Annotated in this window: 15 protein-coding genes; 10 read left to right on the forward strand and 5 right to left on the reverse strand. The window is 67.1% G+C overall.

Features of this window, described 5'->3' with window-relative positions; translation table 11 throughout:
* The first annotated feature begins 12 nt into the window (after window positions 1–12).
* Both PHA81_RS00515 and PHA81_RS00520 read left to right on the forward strand, forming a co-directional pair.
* Window positions 13–501 carry a VOC family protein gene (locus PHA81_RS00515; RefSeq protein ID WP_005043316.1) on the forward strand — a complete coding sequence of 163 codons (489 nt, stop codon included), beginning with the start codon at window positions 13–15 and terminating at the stop codon, window positions 499–501.
* Window positions 498–1097, forward strand: coding sequence for a flavin reductase family protein (locus PHA81_RS00520; protein WP_005043317.1), 600 nt, complete (start codon window positions 498–500; stop codon window positions 1095–1097). The genes PHA81_RS00515 and PHA81_RS00520 overlap by 4 nt, the downstream gene beginning before the upstream one ends.
* A gap of 531 nt (window positions 1098–1628) precedes the next feature.
* On the opposite strand, the gene PHA81_RS00525 is transcribed toward PHA81_RS00520, so the two are convergent.
* Both PHA81_RS00525 and PHA81_RS00530 read right to left on the reverse strand, forming a co-directional pair.
* A complete protein-coding gene (locus PHA81_RS00525) occupies window positions 1629–1907 on the reverse strand; it encodes a UPF0058 family protein (protein ID WP_005043319.1) in 279 nt (92 codons plus the stop codon).
* A gap of 68 nt (window positions 1908–1975) precedes the next feature.
* A complete protein-coding gene (locus PHA81_RS00530; RefSeq protein ID WP_005043322.1) occupies window positions 1976–2191 on the reverse strand; it encodes a surface glycoprotein in 216 nt (71 codons plus the stop codon).
* Window positions 2192–2445: 254 nt separating this feature from the next.
* Here PHA81_RS00530 and PHA81_RS00535 point away from each other — a divergent pair, with 254 nt between their 5' ends.
* The 5 genes from PHA81_RS00535 to PHA81_RS00555 all read left to right on the forward strand — a co-directional run bounded on the left by PHA81_RS00535 (window position 2446) and on the right by PHA81_RS00555 (window position 9491).
* The gene (locus tag PHA81_RS00535; RefSeq protein WP_005043325.1) at window positions 2446–3894 is read left to right on the forward strand and encodes an isochorismate synthase; all 1449 of its coding nucleotides are present in this window, start codon (window positions 2446–2448) and stop codon (window positions 3892–3894) included.
* Window positions 3891–5714, forward strand: a complete 1824-nt coding sequence (gene menD, locus PHA81_RS00540) for a 2-succinyl-5-enolpyruvyl-6-hydroxy-3-cyclohexene-1-carboxylic-acid synthase (protein ID WP_005043326.1) — start codon at window positions 3891–3893, stop codon at window positions 5712–5714. Before PHA81_RS00535 ends, menD begins: the two co-directional genes overlap by 4 nt.
* Window positions 5715–6109: 395 nt before the next feature.
* Window positions 6110–7036: a 1,4-dihydroxy-2-naphthoyl-CoA synthase gene (locus PHA81_RS00545; RefSeq protein WP_005043328.1), complete on the forward strand. Its 927-nt coding sequence runs from the start codon at window positions 6110–6112 to the stop codon at window positions 7034–7036.
* A 99-nt stretch (window positions 7037–7135) separates the two neighbouring features.
* Window positions 7136–7765 (forward strand): TetR/AcrR family transcriptional regulator, encoded by a 630-nt coding sequence (locus PHA81_RS00550; protein WP_005043330.1) that lies wholly within the window; start codon window positions 7136–7138, stop codon window positions 7763–7765.
* A gap of 571 nt (window positions 7766–8336) precedes the next feature.
* A complete protein-coding gene (locus tag PHA81_RS00555; RefSeq protein ID WP_005043331.1) occupies window positions 8337–9491 on the forward strand; it encodes an AI-2E family transporter in 1155 nt (384 codons plus the stop codon).
* 53 nt (window positions 9492–9544) lie between these two features.
* Here the strand turns inward: PHA81_RS00555 and PHA81_RS00560 are convergent, their stop codons facing one another.
* The 3 genes from PHA81_RS00560 to PHA81_RS00570 all read right to left on the reverse strand — a co-directional run bounded on the left by PHA81_RS00560 (window position 9545) and on the right by PHA81_RS00570 (window position 12746).
* The gene (locus PHA81_RS00560) at window positions 9545–10006 is read right to left on the reverse strand and encodes a nucleoside deaminase (RefSeq protein ID WP_241430341.1); all 462 of its coding nucleotides are present in this window, start codon (window positions 10004–10006) and stop codon (window positions 9545–9547) included.
* 88 nt (window positions 10007–10094) lie between these two features.
* Window positions 10095–11477 (reverse strand): OFA family MFS transporter, encoded by a 1383-nt coding sequence (locus tag PHA81_RS00565; protein WP_005043335.1) that lies wholly within the window; start codon window positions 11475–11477, stop codon window positions 10095–10097.
* Between the two features lie 60 nt (window positions 11478–11537).
* Window positions 11538–12746, reverse strand: a complete 1209-nt coding sequence (locus tag PHA81_RS00570) for an MFS transporter (RefSeq protein WP_005043337.1) — start codon at window positions 12744–12746, stop codon at window positions 11538–11540.
* Window positions 12747–12899: 153 nt separating this feature from the next.
* Between PHA81_RS00570 and PHA81_RS00575 the strand changes: the two genes are divergently transcribed.
* Genes PHA81_RS00575 through PHA81_RS00585 form a run of 3 tightly spaced genes read left to right on the forward strand, consistent with a single transcriptional unit; the run spans window position 12900 to window position 16368 of the window.
* The gene (locus PHA81_RS00575) at window positions 12900–13844 is read left to right on the forward strand and encodes a 1,4-dihydroxy-2-naphthoate polyprenyltransferase (protein ID WP_049910102.1); all 945 of its coding nucleotides are present in this window, start codon (window positions 12900–12902) and stop codon (window positions 13842–13844) included.
* Window positions 13841–14881 carry an o-succinylbenzoate synthase gene (gene menC / locus PHA81_RS00580; protein ID WP_005043340.1) on the forward strand — a complete coding sequence of 347 codons (1041 nt, stop codon included), beginning with the start codon at window positions 13841–13843 and terminating at the stop codon, window positions 14879–14881. Before PHA81_RS00575 ends, menC begins: the two co-directional genes overlap by 4 nt.
* Window positions 14878–16368, forward strand: coding sequence for an AMP-binding protein (locus PHA81_RS00585; protein WP_005043342.1), 1491 nt, complete (start codon window positions 14878–14880; stop codon window positions 16366–16368). Before menC ends, PHA81_RS00585 begins: the two co-directional genes overlap by 4 nt.
* Window positions 16369–16463: the final 95 nt, after the last annotated feature.

Here is a 16463-nt window from a genome sequence, read left to right on the forward strand (position 1 = left end):
AATTTTCGATTTATGCCAGACACACCACCCACCACCGGCCTGCACCACGTGACGAACATCTGTACCGACATGGAACGGACGAAGGAGTTCTACGAGGAGGTGCTCGGGTTCCATACCGTCAAAATGACCGAGAACTACGACGACCCAGGAACACCGCACTACTACTTCTCGCTGACGCCCGAGGGCGAACCCGGGATGACGGTGACGTACTTCGAGTACCCGAACTCGCAGGGCCAGCCCGGTCCGGGGGCGTCCCACCACTTCGCCATCGGGGTCGAGAACGAGGAGACCCTTCGAGAGTGGCGCGAGCACCTGATGGACCACGACGTTCGCGTGTCGCGCGTTCGTGACCGCACCTATTTCAAGAGCATCTACTTCAACGATCCCGACGGGCTGGTGTTCGAGATCGCCACGCATGGCCCGGGGTTCACCGTCGACGAGGCTGAACCGGGCAGCGAGAAGATCGACTCGCCGGACGAGCGGGGCGGCCCAACAGCGTGACCCGCATCGATCCCGACGAGCTCGACGGCTCGCTGTACCGTACGCTCGCGGGCGCGGTGATCCCGCGGCCGATCGCGTGGGTGAGCTCGCTCTCCCCGGAAGGCGTCGAGAACCTCGCGCCGTACTCGTTTTTCAACGTCGTCAGTACGTCGCCGCCGGTCGTGATGTTCGCGCCGACCGATCGATCGAATCAGCCCGAGGGCCTCTCGGATACGGCGCGTAACGCGCTCGACACCGAGGAGTTCGTCGTCAACGTCGTCACCGAGCCGCTCGCCGAGGCGATGAACGTCACGAGCGCGACGCTTCCACCGGAGGAAAGCGAGTTCGATCACGCAAGTCTCGAACGGACAGCCTCCGAAACGGTCGCGCCGCCGCGGGTCGCCGTGGCCGAGGTCGCGTTCGAGTGCGAGCTCTACGAGTCGATCGACGTCGGCTCGAACACGATGGTGCTCGGCGAAGTCGTCTCAGTCTATCTCGACGAGGACGTGACGACCGACGGCAAGCTCGACGTGGAGAAACTCGACGCGATCGGCCGGCTTTCCGGGAGTTACTACTGCCGGACCGACGGCCGCTTTCGGATGGAGCGCCCGGAGTAGGCGATGCGCTGCGGTTGCTGTGTGGTTGTGGTGGCGGTGCGGTAGCGGGCCTGGCGTCCTGACGAGCACAGCGAATCGAGGCTCAGGAGAGCTTCGCTCTCCTGGCGTCTCGTGTGAGTGAAACGAGCACGAGGCTTGTCGGAGGTTTCTCTGACAGCGGATGAAGGGCGAGGCCGCTCCGCGGCCGAGGGCTTCGGCGGTGCTGTGCGGTTTGCAGTCGCGGTGCGGTCGCTGAAAGCGTCGTATCCGCGCGAGCGGCGCGAGGTGCGAGCGGAGTGAGCACCTCGATGCGAACGGCGAGCGAAGCGAGCGCGGTTCGCCGCGAACGAGTGCCGGAGTTCCCGCGAGCCGAAGGCGAGCGGAGCACGGAAGAGCTTGCTCTTCCGGAGGAACGAGTGAGCGGGTGTTTTTAGTCCACCGGAAGACTCGCTTCGCTCGTCTTCCGAGCCTTCGTTCGCCTCCGGCTCACGAAGACAGGTTTTACTCCGGAGGGTCGCCTACGACGACCCTCCGGAGTAAAAAGTGGGGTTGTTAGAGCTTCTGTTCGGTGTCGTCGGCGAGCTCGCGCATCCGTTTGCCGATCCGACCGGCGTCGGAGAACTCGTCCTCGCTCATCCCCTCCGCGAGGGCGTTGCCGAGGACGAACACGGCGTGTTTGTGTTCACTTTTCGACTTGTGGACGTCGTCGGGAGAGATGTCGAGTTCGGCGTACTCGTCGAACAGTCCGGGATCGACCTCCTCGCGGTCCTGAACGTACTCGGTGATCAGCACCATCTGCTCGTGGAGTTCGAGCAGTTCGTCTTTGTGCATTACCCGTCTGTACGATTGGGCTCGGTTTAATCGTTGTCCCAAGCGTGGTCACGTACCCCACTCGGAGTTCAGAAGACGTACTCGTCCTCGTGACCCATCATACCGTCGTCTTCGAGGCCCGGTTCCTCGTCCTCGTCCGTGGGCCCACTCGTCTGATACGCGCGCATACCGGCCGAAATCAGCTCTTCGATGGCTTCCTCGCGGTTGAGGAATTCTCCCTCCTCGACCATCCGAGCGATCCGCATTTCGAGCTGTTCCGGGATCGTGATCTCTACCTTGGGCATCGGAGCAATCGTGCTTCGACAGAAGGGTATTTAACTCTGACGGGAACATCGGTTCGCTTGTGTGAAAAAACACCGATCGAAACGGAAACATTCGTTACTGTTTCCGTAGACCGATCGATGGCTCGTTTCGTCGGAGCGATCCGTGAGAAATTCGGCGACGGCGGATCGAACTGCACATCGGTCGTCGGCCGGCACCGAAGCGACGTGTTCTCACAGGGTGACGCGGCAATTACACCAACTCGTCGGTCGGCGTCGTGCTGACTTTCGTGATCGTTCGATCGATACGCGACGAGATGGCGAAAACCGGGCGAGAGCGGTGGAAGGACACGCTCAAGGGCTTGCCACCCGAACGTCCGGTAATGGAACAGGCAGGGAACGAAGGCCGACCGACGAACGTCGCGGGCGGGCGGTTGGTAAGCCGCACGCGGGAGGTTTCCGATCTGTCCTTTTCAGCATTTCTCGCCAGCCAGTCGGCACCGCGCGTGTCGTGGGCGACACCCGATGGGTTCGAACTGGTCGGCGGCGACGCGGCGGCCACGCTCACGGCCACCGGGCCCGACCGATTCGACACGCTCCGTGAAGACGCGGCGGCGCTGTTCGCCGACAGCGACACCGACGGACCACCTGCCGCACGCCCGCGGGCCATCGGCGGGCTCGCGTTCGACCCGTCGCACGAACCCGCTCCGCCGTGGACCGGGTTCCCTGGGGCTTTGTTCGTCGTCCCGCGGGTCCAACTCACTCGAGCCGACGATCGGACGTGGCTGACCGTCACGGCAGCCGGGCCGGACCTCGATCCAGCGACGGTCACGGCCGATCTCGATGCCGCTCACGACGCGATCACCGATCTGCCGATGATGCGCCCGAGCGGCGGCGGGCCGGGAGTCACCGCCACTCGACGGACTGCCTCGAAGGACGAGTGGACCGACGGCGTCGCGGCAGTCGTCGAGCGGATTCAGGCGGGCGACCTCCGGAAGGTCGTGCTCGCAACCGCCCTCGACGTCGACCTCGCCTCGTCGATCGACGTGCCAGGCACCCTCGAACGCCTCCGACGGACCTATCCGGAGTGCTATCGGTTCCTCGTCCAACCCACGGCCGAGTCCGGGTTTTTCGGTCCGCCGCCAGAGCGCCTCGTGAAGATCACGGGTCAGGCGGTCGAAACCGAGGCGCTTGCGGGATCGGTCGCGCGCGGCGACACGCCCGAAGCGGACGCCGAACTCGCGCGCTCGCTCGAAACCAGCGAGAAGATCCGCCACGAACAGGGGGTCGTGGTCGACGCCATCCGCGAACGGCTCGCGCCGCTCGGCGAGGTTCGGGTCGGCGAGCGCGGCGTTCGGAAGCTCGCGAACATCCAACACCTCCGGACACCGATCACCGCGACCCTCGACGACGATACACACGTTCTCGACGTCGTCGAGGCGCTTCACCCGACGCCCGCGGTCGGCGGGCTGCCGCCCGAGCGCGCGCGTGAGGTCATCCACGAGACCGAACCGTTCGATCGCGGGTGGTACGCCGCCCCGATGGGATGGTTCGACGCCGCGGGCGACGGCGAGTTCGCGGTCGGGATCCGATCGGCGGTCGCCGGTGGCCGCCACGCCCGACTCTACGCCGGTAACGGCATCGTCGCCGACTCCGATCCCGACGAGGAGTGGGCCGAACTCGGGCCGAAGTTCCGGCCCGTGCTCGACGAACTCGAACGCGAATGACTGGGGACGAGCGCGACTCCAGCAATTATTCGAACTGGCCGAACCGCAACACGCTCTGGGCCGAGACGTTCGTCGACGAACTCGCGAAGGGAGAGGTTTCGGCGGTCTGTATCGCGCCGGGCAGCCGCTCGACGCCGCTCACCGTGGCGTTCGCCGACCACCCCGAAATTCGAATCTTTTCCCACCTCGACGAGCGCTCGGCGGCCTTCTTCGCACTCGGGCGGGCGAAACGTACCGGCGAGGTCACCCCCGTGCTCTCGACCTCGGGGACTGCGACCGCGAACTTCCACCCCGCGGTGATCGAGGCGAACCAGGCGCGCGTCCCGCTGCTCGTGCTGACCGCCGACCGGCCGCCCGAGCTCCGCGACAGCGGCGCGAATCAAACCATCGACCAGGAGAAGCTGTACGGGTCGGCGGTCCGGTTTTATCGTGATCTCCCCGAACCCGCGGCCGACGGCCGAAAGCTCCGCTCGCTCCGGGTCGACGCTGCCCGCGCACTCGCGGCCAGCACTGGGACGCCGTCCGGTCCCGTGCATCTCAATTTCCCGCTCCGGAAGCCGCTCGAACCCATCCCCGTGTCGGGCGACGTGCCGGACGGGTTCGAGGACGACGAACCGCTCGCCGCGACGGGCCGTGACGGACCGTTCGTCCGGACCGAATCCGGCCGAGCCGAACTCGACGATCACAGCATAGAACGGGTTCGTGAGGGGCTCGCAACCGAGCGCGGCCTCGTCGTCGCCGGGCCGAGCACGACGCTCGACCCATCGGCGGTTGCCGCACTCGCGAGCGCGACCGGCTTTCCAGTGCTCGCGGACCCGCTCTCGGGGCTCCGATATGGTCCCCATCTCACCGAGCTCGACGTTCCCGTGTGTGGCGGCTACGACTCGTATCTCGACGCGCGCACGGTCGACGACTGGCCTGCTCCCGAAGTCGTCCTCCGGGTCGGCGCGTCGCCCACCTCGAAGGCCCTCAGAAACTACCTCCGCGACGCGGTACGGGGGTCGGGAACACGTCAGTTCGTCGTCGACCCGGCGGGCGAGTGGCGCGAGGCCACCTTCACGGCGAGCGATCTCGTGATCGCCGATCCGAACAGACTCGCGCGCAAGCTCGCGGAGCGGGCGGAGCGGGCGGAGCGGACCGACTCGTCTGCGAGCGAGGCGTGGCGCGAGCGATTTCGGACGGCCGAGACAGACTATTGGAACGCAGTTGAGGCTGCACACGACGACCAGTTCTTCGAAGGCACGATTCCGGGAGACGTGATCGCGAACGCACCCGACCCCGCAACGGTGTTCGTCTCGAACTCGATGACCGTACGCGACGCCGACCGGTTCGGGCGGCCCCGCGACGCCGGCCTCACCGTGCTCGGCAATCGGGGGGCGAGCGGGATCGACGGGATCGTGTCGTCGGGACTCGGCGTGGGGAGCACGACCGACGACCCGCTCGTGCTCGTGGTGGGTGATCTCGCCTACTACCACGACATGAACGGCCTGCTCGCGCTCTCGCGCTGCGGGGTCGACGCTACGATCGTCGTCGTCAACAACGACGGCGGCGGGATCTTCCGGATGCTCCCGATCGCCGAGTTCGATCCTCCCTTCACCGAGCAGTTCGAGACCCCACACGGTCTCGATTTCGCGCCGACAGCCGATATCTACGGCTTCGAGTTCGTCCGAGTCGACGAACGCGATGCGTTTCGGGACGCCTACCAGGCATCGCTCGAAAGCGCCGGCAGCCAGATCATCGAGGTCGAGTTCGATACTGGGACGAGCCACGAGTTCCGCGAGACGGTCCACGAGCGGGCGTGCGACGCGATCGACGAGTGAGGTCCGGTGGTGACTCTCGACAACTCTTCCCCGGGAGCCGCTGGACCGACGACCGATAGGCCTTCGGTCGCGCGGTACTACCGGCTGGCATGAGCGTTCTCAGCAGGCTCTTCGGGGCGAACTGGCGGTGCGGGTCGTGCGGGAAGGAGTACTACCGGAACCCGTCGACGTGCGGGAACTGCAACGGGACCGTTTTCGAACGAGCCTGATCCGGTTTCGGGCTCGTGGGTGAGGACCGGGGAGCCGCGCGGCCCGCGGCAGCGATCCGGCCCGACGCGGCGCTGCTGCCGGGCCGTCCTTGGGGAAGTACAAGCGCGCCCACTCCGGTTTCACGTACCGCTACCGACGGCCGCCGAACGACCAACCTTTTTCGGCTGTCGGCTCGGACGAGACGCATGGTTTCGGCCCTGTTCGATCCTGAGAAGTGGGAACCGATCGCCGAATTCGATTTCACGGACATCACCTACCACCGCGCCACCGAGTCCGGCACCGTCCGGATCGCCTTCGACCGACCCGCGGTCCGGAACGCCTTCCGGCCGGGAACGGTGGACGAACTCTACGACGCGCTCGATCACGCGAAACGCCAGACGGACGTGGGCTGTGTTCTCCTCACGGGGAACGGGCCGTCGCCGAAGGACGGCGGCTGGGCGTTCTGTTCGGGCGGCGATCAGTCGGTCCGTGGTGGATCTGGCTATGAGTACGGCGACAGTGACGGCAGTGACGGAACCGAAGACGAGCGTGAGTCGAACGACGACGACCAACCGAAGACGGGTCGGCTCCACATCCTCGAAGTCCAGCGGCTGATCCGCCACATTCCGAAGCCCGTGGTCTGCGTGGTGCCGGGCTGGGCGGTCGGTGGCGGCCACTCTCTCCACGTGGTCTGTGACCTCACGATCGCCTCCGCCGAGCACGCGAAGTTCCTCCAGACCGATCCCGACGTGGCGAGCTTCGACGGCGGGTTCGGCTCCGCGTATCTCGCGAAACAGATCGGACAGAAAAAGGCCCGTGAGGTGTTCTTCCTCGGGAAGACCTACGACGCCGACGAGGCCACCGAGATGGGGATGGTCAACGAAGCGGTGCCGCATGACGAACTCGAATCGACGGCGCTTTCGTGGGCTGAGACGATCAACGGCAAGTCGCCGACCGCGATCCGGATGCTGAAATACGGGTTCAACGCCGCCGACGATGGGATGGTCGGTCAGCAGGTCTTCGCGGGCGAGGCCACCCGACTCGCGTACATGACCGACGAAGCCCAGGAGGGACGCGAGGCGTTCATGGAAGGGCGGGAACCGGATTTCTCGGACGTTCCCTGGCATTACTGATCGCGTGAAACGGCTGATTCTGACGTCTCAGGCCCCGAGCAGGCAAGTGCTGCTCCTCGTAGCCAAGCCTGATGTCCGTGGAACGCCACGGTGCGGGCGATGAGCACTTCGGGGACCGATCGTGAGGCGGTCGATACCGGCGAGGAGATCATGGTTGCGACGTATCGCGCGCTCAGTAAACACGGCTACGCGAACCTCACGATGCAGGCGATCGCCGACGAGTTCGAGAAGACCAAGGCCGTCATCCACTATCACTTCGACACGAAGGACGACTTGCTCGTCGCCTTTCTCGATTACCTCCTCGATCGCTTCACCGAACGGCTCGCCGTCGGCGAGGACGCCGACCCGAACGACCGCCTCGACGCGCTCGTCGACGAGCTGTTGCTCGGGCTTGGCGACGACGACGAAGCGACCCGGAGCAACCACGAGTTCCACGCGGCGCTGCTCGAACTCCGGTCGCAGGCCCCGCACAACGACGCGTACCGCGCACAGCTCACCACGAACTACGAGCTCCTGGTGGACATGCTGACGGCAGTCATCGACGACGGTATCGAGCAGGGCGTCTTCCACGACGTCGACGCCGAGCAGACGGCAACGCTCGTGCTCGCGACCATGCTCGGCGGCCGCGTCCATCACGTCACGCTCGACCACGAGAACATGGCCGTCGAAGTGCGCGACGCCCTCGAAGCACAGGTACTCCGTGATCTCCGCGTCCCGGAGAGGACGTAAGGCTGTTACTTTCTCTCAAATCACGGATGGCTGGAGCACTCATCAAACACTGACTGACTGGTTAGTTAAAAAGGTAGCATGGACTAGCGACGGACGAACGAAGCGGTGGCGTCCGGTCGTTCCGATCGTCTCGATCGGCTCGCAGCAGGAGGCAACGGCGGCCGCGGTGACGAGCGGCAAAACGACAGGCAGCGCGACGACGTGGCTCGGTCGTGGGGTGTTCGCGTTTCGGCGGGAAGTTTGTGAACGTGGGGCTGTTCGATCTCGATAGACGTCATCCTCGCGCTCGCGGGTGATCTCGCCGCGCCCTTTGCGGCCAGTGCCGCGGCGGCCGCCCTCGGCGCGGTACTCGTCTACACCCAGGTCGAGGAGACGGTCACGTTCGATCAGGATCCAACAGCCGCTCCGGAAGCGATCGGCGAGGGTTCGGCGACCGGCGCGTCCGCCGACGACTGAGCCCGAGATTCGCCGTACCGGAACGGCGGGTGCGCTATCGTCGTGGTATCGCGACCACCGCTACATCGCTCGGAACGGCCCCGCAGTTTAGTATCCCTCCGGCTGGAATGCGGGTATGAACCTCGAACGAGGGGTGTTCGTCGCGGCGATCCTGGGTCTCGGGACGCTTTCGCTGTTGTTGGTCCTCCCGTTGCTCCAGTACGTCCTGCTCGCGGTGTTGTTGGGCTACGTTCTCCACCCGGTCCACGAGCGACTCGCACCGCGGATCGGGTCACGACTCTCTGCGGGCGGGCTCGTCGCCGGCACGGCGCTCGTGGTCTTGCTGCCGATCGGCGCAGTGATCGCCGTTGCGGCGAACCAGGCCGTCCAGGTGCTGACGGCCCTCCGGACCGGCCGGTTGGGGATCGACACGATCGAACGCTTCCTCCGCGAACAGGTCGGCGTCACGATCGATATCGGTGGCGCGATCGGCAGCACACTCACACCCGACGCGGTGCTCGGCGTGGTCGAGGGGCAGAGCGGTGCGGCGCTGTTCGGTCGTGCGGCGAGTCTGTTCGGCGGCCTCTCGAACGTGGTCATCGGCCTCACCGTGCTGGTGTTCCTCTCGTACTACCTCCTCACCGACGGTGTAGGGTTCGTTCGGTGGCTTCGGGACGTCGCCCCGGTCCCCGGGGACGACTGGGATGAACTCGTGGCACGCGTCGACCGCCTGCTCTGGGCGGTGATCGTCGGCAACGTCGCCGTGGCGACCGTCCAGGGCGTGCTCACCGGTATCGGGTTCGTTGTGGTCGGCTTCCCGAACACCGTCTTCTGGACGGTCGTCACCGTCGTGCTCGGACTTCTGCCGCTGATCGGTGCGTCGATCGTCTGGCTCCCCGCATCGATCTACCTGTTCGTCCTCGGTCGACCTCTCGCCGCCGTCGTGCTGTTCGTCTACGGAGCCACGCTCGTGAGCATCGCCGACAACTACCTCCGGCCGATGATCGGCGGTCGCGAGGCGGGTCTCAACCCCGGCCTGTTCGTCCTCGGCATCTCCGGCGGACTGTTCGTGTTCGGCTTCCTTGGTGTGTTCTTCGGCCCGGTCGTGCTGGGAACGTTGAAAGTCCTCGTCGAACTGTTCGCTCGGGATGGTACCACCCCGGACGCCTCCGAATCGTCCGATCGCCGTAGGCCGAGGCTCGGCCGACCGATGCTGGATCGCATGAGCGTTGGCTCGGCAACCGGCGTCGACACGCCGACGACGATCGACGACGACCAGCGCGCCAGTTGAACCACGACGACGGCCGCCGGCAGCCGCCGGCTGTCGGCAGCGGTCGGGATTCGTCAGTCGGACTCGTGGTGGATCCGTCGTCCTTCGTCGTTCAGGACGGGGCCGACGACGTCGGTAACGCCGTCGAGGATCGTCGCCGACCGGACCGACGGCTCGTTGCCGCCGAAGTCGGGGAGCTCGTCGCCACCGACGCTGTAAACCACCCGGCCGAGCTCCGCGGTACGCATCCCGCCGGCGCACATCGGACATGGCTCCGTGCTAGTGTACATCGCCATCCCTGCGCGTTCGTCTGGATCGAACTCCCGACACGCGCGATACGCGAGGTTGAGTTCGGGATGACGACGGACGTCGTCCTCGGTGAGTACGCGATTCGAGTCGACCATCACGACCGTATCGTCACGGACCAGCACCGAGCCATACGGGCGGTCGCCACGGTCCGTGGCCTCGCGGGCGAGTTCGAACGCCCGTCGCATGTGCGACTCGTGATCGAAGTCGTCGAAGTTCGAATCGCTCACGACCGTTCGTCGTCCGGTGGCTCGAATAACCCGTCGGCCGACATCGACCGCGATCGAGAGAACACCTCCAGTTCGATCCAGGCGACTCTCAGCTGGCCGCCGCATCGTCGGGCGGGCGCAACACGATCGCGCCGAGGCTGGCACAGATCGCCAGCGCCCCGCCGACGAGGAACGCCACCGACCAGTCGGTCGCGGCGACGAGCCAGCCCACGGCGGTGCCGCCGAACACGCCGCCGATCATCTTCGCGGAGTAGAGCACCGCGTAGTTCGTCGAGGAGTGTTCGTGACCGTAGTAATCGGCCACGAGGCTCGGGAACAGCGTGTACTGGGTGCCCTCGAAGAACGCGGCGACGGCGACCGCACCGAGAAAGCCGACGGACGTTCCGACCGCACCCATCCCGACGAGCGCGAACAGCCCGATCCCACAGAGCGCGAACGCCACCATCATCGATCGTTTCCGTCCGAGTCGATCCGAGATGCCGCCAACGCTCAGCCGCCCCACTCCGTCGGCGATCGGGAGCAGCGTCGCCGATGCCGTCGCGATCACCGCCGACAGGCCGACGTTCTCCGCGAACGGGATCAGGTTCGCCGCGAGCATGAGGTTCGCGCCGGAGATGCCGACGAACATCGCGTACAGCAGCCAGAACTGCCACGTCCCGACGACCTCCCGCCAGGTGTACTGGCGAGTACCGGATGCCGTGCCGTCCGTCGTGGCATCCGAACCGTCGTCCGTCCCCGAGTGCGCGCTCGTTCCGCCGTCGGCCTCCGTTTCCGCGCCGTCGGTCGCCGTGTCCGCGTCGCCGGACGCCGCCGACCTCTCGTCGCCGTTCACGAAGTCGGCTGGCGGATCACGGAGCACGAGCGCCCCGACGACGACTCCGACGGCGATCAGCAGGCCGATGTTCTGCAAGACCCCCGAGAACGCGTCGATCGTCGCGTTCGCCCGGACGTAGGGAACGAACAGCGCGCTCCCGGCGGCGAAGGCCATCGTCCCCGCACCGGTCGTGAGGCCGCGCCGGTCGGGGAACCACTTGACGGCGGTGTTGACCGCGACGGTGTAGACGATCCCGACGCCGATCGCGCCGAGGATGTAGAGGAGGTAGACGTGCCAGAGCTGGGTCGCGTGGGCGAGCCCGACGTAGCCACCGCCGGCGAGCACGCCCGCGAGCACCGTCAGGCCGCGTGGCCCGTGGCGATCGCGGACCCACCCCACCGGAAACTGCGATCCCGACTGGAAGACGACGTACAGCGTGAACACGAGCCCGAGCGCCGGCAGGGAGATGCCGAGGTCGTTTGCGAGCGGCCCCCGTATCGACGACCAGACGTACTGATAGGGGCTCACGAGCGCCATCATCACCACCGCGGCGGCGATCTGCCACCATCGTGAGAACCCGAGGATCTCGCGTGCGCGCTCGGCGTGGGTGCTCATCGATCTACCGACCACCGGACTCGGCTCGTACCCATCGTGCATCCGTCGGTGACCCGGGGCAAAAAAGAGATGCCGAATCGATCCGGTGGGTGGGTTAGTGACTCACTCACTCGGTTCGGGCGCACGCCACGCGAGGACGATCCCGAGCACCGAAACGACACCCGCGAGCAGGAACGCCGGTTGGTAGCCCACCCTGTCGATAATCCGGCCGGCGGCGATCGGGGCGACGAACGCGCCGAACAGCCCGACGCTCGTCAGCAGCGAGACCGCCGTGGTCCGCACCTCGGCGGCGACGACCTCGGCCACGTACGAGAACAGCAGACCGATGGCAAGCTGGACCGCAAAGCCGCTGACGACCAGCACCACGACGAGCACCGCGACCCGCGACACCACGGCGAACGCGACGACGGCGGGAGTCGCGACGACGAAAGCGGCCACGGCCACGGGGCGGCGACGACGGTCGAACACCCGATCCGAGAGCGCTCCACTGCTCGATCGCGAGACGACCCCGATCGCCGGGAAGAGCGCGGTCAGCACCCCACCCACCGCTAGCGGAACCCCGAACTGCTCGACCATGAAGCTCGGCAGCCACGTGTTGAGAAAGAGGTACAGCGAGTACGCGAGAAAACAGCAGGCACAGAGCGTCCACACAGCGGTATCGGTGAACAGGCGAACGAAACCGTCGCGGTCGGGGCTGTCCGTCTCGACATCGATCGATCGCCCGCGGGTCGCCAGCAGGAAGACGCCGAGGCCGACGACGGCGATCGCCGCGAACGCGGGCAAGATTGCGGGCCAGCCGAACGGCCGCGCGAGCAGCGGGCTCCCGAACTGGCCGAGCGCGAACCCGACCGGTGCGCTCGCGGTGAAGATCCCGACCGCAGTCGCGCGGATTTCGGGATCAACGGCGCGACCGACGGTGTTCGCGCCAGCGTTCCAGAAGAGGACGTACGCGATCCCGCCGAGCACGCGCGAGACGAGCAGCCACCAGTACGCGCCGGCCGCCGCCGCGAACCAGCCCCAGACGCCCGCCACGAGCAGTGCGATCCCACCGACCGTCATCGCCCGGCGCACCGAAACCCGATCGAGCGCGATCCCGACCGGAACGCTGGCGACGACAGCGGTCGCGTACATCACGCTCATCAGCCAGCCAGCCGCGCTCGCGTCGATCCCCATCGACGATCGAACCAGCGGCAGGACGCTCGCGGGTGCGATCTCGTAGGCTGCCGCGGCGGTCGAGAGCAGGAAGAAACCGACGACGAGCCCGACCGTCTCGTATCGCGACCGGCGATCAGAAGCCTCTGCGTAGCTCACGCCGGTGGTTCCCGGGGTGGCTACAAACCTCTTCGTCTTCGTGTCGTTACTATCCTCCGCCCCGTGTCGATCCTTCCACTCACTCCGTGTCGACGATCCGGGCTACCCCGTGAAACCGCAGTCACTATGCGACGGGAGGCCGATTTTCCGACAATGAGTACGCAGGAGGTTTCACGGCGGCAAGCGTGGGTGATGGCCGCTCGTCCACAGACGCTGCCGGCGGCCGCCGCGCCGGTGGTCGTCGGCACCGGACTCGCCGTCGGGACGGGTGCGTTCGCCCCGCTGCCCGCGCTCGCGGCGCTGATCGGCGCGCTCCTCATCCAGATCGGGACGAACTTCGCCAACGACTACTACGACGCCAAATCGGGCGTCGACTCCGACGACCGCGAGGGGTTTACCAGGGTTACTCAGTCCGGCCTCATCGCCCCCGCTGAGGTCCGGTGGGCGATGATCGGCACCTTCGCGCTCTCGATCCTCGTCGGCACCTACCTCGTGTGGGTCGGCGGCCTCCCGATCGTCGTGATCGGTCTCGCAAGCGTCGCCGCCGGAATCCTCTACGCTGGCGGCCCCTACCCGCTCGGTTCCTATGGACTGGGCGACCTGTTCGTGTTCGTCTTCTTCGGTCTGGTTGCCGTCACTGGCACCTACTACGTCCAGGCAGCCGCCACGGCCCCGCCTTTCCCGCTCCGTCCCCCACTCGGAACGCTGCCGGTCGCAGCCGTCGTCGCCAGCCTCCCGGCCGCGGCGCTCTCGACGAACATCCTCGTCGTCAACAACGTCCGTGATCTCGAAACCGACCGGGCAGCCGGCAAGCGCTCGCTCGCGGTCCTGATCGGCTACCGGTGGAGCCGGGTCGAGTTCCTCCTTTTGACGGGGATGGCATACGCCGTCCCGATCGTCTTCTGGCTCGCCGAGGACAGTCCCCTGGCGCTCGCCCCGCTACTCACGCTTCCCTACGCCGCGCGGATCGCTCGTACTGTCTTGACCAGAGCCGAGGGCACGGCGCTCAACCCCGCGCTCGAACGCGTGGGGAAGCTGCTCGCGGCCCACTCCGCCCTGTTCGCCCTCGGCCTCGCGATCCCGGGAGTGCTCGCATGAGGATCGAGCAGTTCTCGCTCGCGCTCGCCACGCCGCTCACGACCGCCCACGGCACCATCGACTCTCGCGAGGGGTTTCTGGTGTTCGTCGACGTGGACGGCACCCGCGGGATCGGCGAAGCGACCCCGTTGCCAGGCTGGACGGAATCGCTCGAAGCTTGCCGGGACGCACTCGATCGCGCTGGGCGAGCGGCCGAGACCGACGGTTGGGACGCGGCGTTCACGACACTCACCAACGCCGACGAGCCGGCGGCCCGCCATGGTCTCGCGCTCGCGCTCTGCGATGCGCGCTCACGGGCGGCCGATGTCCCGCTGTACCGCCATTTCGGTGGCGAACACACGAAACGAGTTCCCGCGAACGCGACCATCGGCGACGGCGGGGTCGAGGAGACCGTCGTTGAGGCCACCGAAGCGATCGAACAGGGGTTCTCGACGCTCAAGATCAAGGTCGGTGCGCGCGAGGTCGCCGCAGACATCGCCCGTATCGACGCCGTTCGGAACGCGGTCGGCGACAATGTCACGCTCCGCGCCGACGCGAACGGCGCGTGGAGTCGCGAAGAAGCCCGGACCGCGCTCGACGCGTTCGTCGATCTCGATGTCGCGTTCGTCGAACAGCCGCTCGCCGCGGACGATCTCGCGGGCCACGCCGCGCTCCGTGGTGGGTCGGTCGGGATCGCGCTCGACGAGGCGCTCGCTGAGCACGCCGTCGAAACGGTCCTGGCTGCGGATGCGGCGGACGTGCTCGTCGTGAAACCGATGGTGCTTGGCGGGCCGGATCGCGCGAGGGAGGCCGCACTGCGCGCTCGCGAGGCCGGCCTCGACGCGGTGGTCACGACCACGATCGATGGCGCGCTCGCGCGGACGGGGGCGGTCCACGTCGCCGCGAGTCTTTCCAACCCGCCCGCTTGTGGCCTCGCGACCGCCGACCGGCTCGCCGAGGATCTGGTTCCCGACCCCGCGCCGATCGCGGGCGGCGAGGTGTGTGTCCCGCAGGCCCCTGGAAACGCTCCGGACCCTGATCTCTCGGAAGAACGATGAACGACGTTCTCGCCCATCGCACCCGCGCGACGCCCGACGCGACCGCGCTGATCGACGCTGGCAGCAGACAGGAGTGGAGTTACGCGGAGCTCGATGCGGCGGTCGATCGGACTGCGGGCCACCTCGTGGGACTGGGGATCGAGCCGGGCGACCACCTCGGCTGCCTCCTCGACACCCACCCCGCCGCCGTCCGGCTGCTCCACGCCGCGCTGCGGCTCGGCTGCGTGCTCGTCCCGTTGAACACCCGGCTGGCTCCGAACGAGCTTGAAGACCGAATCGAACGGGCCGATCTCGCAGCCCTGATCTGTGGGGCCGACACCGAAGCGAGTGCGGTCGGGGTGAGCGAGGTTCCGGTCGCCTCCGTCGATGCCACGGAACACGCGGCCGTCACAGCGCTCGCCGATGTCGAGACGGTCGAGTTCGAGCCGGCGACGTGGTCCCGCGACGATCCGTGTCTCATGCTCGCCACCTCCGGCACCACCGGCCGGCCGAAGCTCGTCGTGCTCACGATCGGGAACCTGATCGCGAGCGCGGTCGCCTCGGCGTTCCGGCTCGGCGTCCTCCCCGGCGATCGGTGGCTGAGCCCGCTATCGGTCTACCACATGGGGGGGCTCGCGCCGATCGTGCGCTCCGCGCTCTACGGAACTGCAGTCGTGCTCGTCGACGATGACGGAACGGGGTTCGACGCCGCGAGGGCTCGCCACGCGCTCGTCGAGTACGACTGCACGGGCGTGTCGCTCGTCCCGACCATGCTCCGACGGCTGCTCGACGCCGGCGACCTCCCCGACTCGTTCCGATTTGTCCTCCTCGGCGGTGCGCCAGCGTCGACGGATCTCATCGAGCGATGTGCGCGCCGAACGGTTCCTGTGCATCCGACCTACGGCATGACCGAGACGGCCTCCCAGGTCGCCACCGCTCGTCCCGAGACGGCGTTCGCCCACTCGGGTACTGTCGGCCAGGCGCTCGTCGGGACCGACCTCACCGTGATCGATGCTGCGGGAGAGCGCGTCGATCGCGGCGAGACGGGCGAATTCGTCGTCTCGGGGCCGACGGTGTTCGCGGGCTACTACGACGATCCCGACGCCACCGCGGCGGCGTTTTCCGAGCACGGCTTCCACACCGGCGACGTCGGCCACCGCGACGCCGAGGGCCGGCTGTGGGTCACGGGCCGACTCGACGAACGGATCGTCACCGGCGGGGAGAACGTCGATCCCGAAGCGGTCGCAAGCGCGCTTCGCGCCCATCCAGCCGTGGACAGCGCAGCAGTCGTGGGTCTCGACGATCCCGAGTGGGGTGAGCGCGTCGGTGCGCTCGTCGTCAGGGAGAAGGACCTCGACGCCGCGACGCTACGGACTCACTGCCGAGAGCGCCTCGCTGGTTTCGAGATTCCACGCACGATCGGGTTCGTCGATTCGCTCCCCCGGACGGCCTCCGGTACCGTCGAGCGCGATGCAGTTCGGGAAATCCTCCGTGAACGGGGCGATTGACCGACGAAACGCGAACGGAACGGAGAAATGGGATACCGTCGGCGAGCTCCGCGGACCACGGGTCACAAATAACCGCACTACACCACACACCTCCC

Origin of the sequence: Halococcus sp. PRR34 (assembly GCF_028617175.1) — an archaeon.
Lineage (GTDB): Archaea > Halobacteriota > Halobacteria > Halobacteriales > Halococcaceae > Halococcus > Halococcus salifodinae.